The 821-nt window shown below is 75.6% G+C and carries 1 protein-coding gene; it reads left to right on the top strand.

Annotation, left to right across the window (positions count from 1 at the left end):
- Nucleotides 1-821 (top strand): type VI secretion system contractile sheath domain-containing protein (locus tag OZN99_RS32690; protein ID WP_270939339.1); only part of this gene is annotated, 821 nt, incomplete at both ends.

Here is an 821-nt window from a genome sequence, read left to right as displayed (position 1 = left end):
CGACGCCGTGCTGGCCGGCGCCTTCTTCGGCGACCGTCATGCCGAGGCCGCCGGCCGCGTCGCCGGCTTCGCGCGCAGTGGCAGCGCGGCAGATGCGGTGCGCGACTGGTTCGGCGCCGCGGCGCCGCGCCTGCTGGCCGATGCGGAGGCGCTGCGCGGCGCGCTGGACCGCGACATCGCCACGCTGGACCGGATCATCGCCGCCCAGCTCGACGCCATCCTGCATCATCCGCGCCTGCAGCGCCTGGAGGGCAGCTGGCGCGGCCTCTTCTGGCTGACCGAGGGCATCGAGCCCGGGCGGCGCGTGAAGGTGCGCGTGCTGCCGGCCGCCTGGCACGAGATCTGCCGCGACCTGGAACGCGCCACCGAATTCGACCGCAGCACGCTGTTCCGCCTGGTCTACGAGGAGGAGTTCGGCATGCCGGGCGGCGAGCCCTATGGCGTGCTGGTGGTGGACCATGAGGTGCGGCACCGCCCCGGCCCGGGCGCGCCGACCGACGATGTCTCCGCCATTGCCTCGCTCGCCGCGATCGGTGCCGCGGCTTTCGCGCCGGTGGTGCTCAGCGCGCATCCCACACTGCTGGAGGTGGAGGGCTGGGCGGAACTGCAGGCCGTGCAGGACGTGGCGACACCGCTCTCCGGGCCCGACCACGGGCGCTGGCGCGGCCTGGCCAACCGCGCCGACCTGCGCTTCATCGGCGTGGCCCTGCCGCGGCTGCTGGCGCGCGCGCCGTGGCGCGACGACCCCGCGCGCACCGACCGCTTCCGCTATGCCGAGCGCGCGCCGGGCTGGCGCGAGCGCGTGTGGATGTCCGCCGCCT

The organism is Falsiroseomonas oryzae (assembly GCF_027856955.1).
Taxonomy (GTDB): Bacteria; Pseudomonadota; Alphaproteobacteria; order Acetobacterales; family Acetobacteraceae; genus Falsiroseomonas; species Falsiroseomonas oryzae.
The sequence above is the reverse complement of the archived record's forward strand: the minus strand, read 5'-3'. Positions and strand labels throughout refer to the sequence as shown.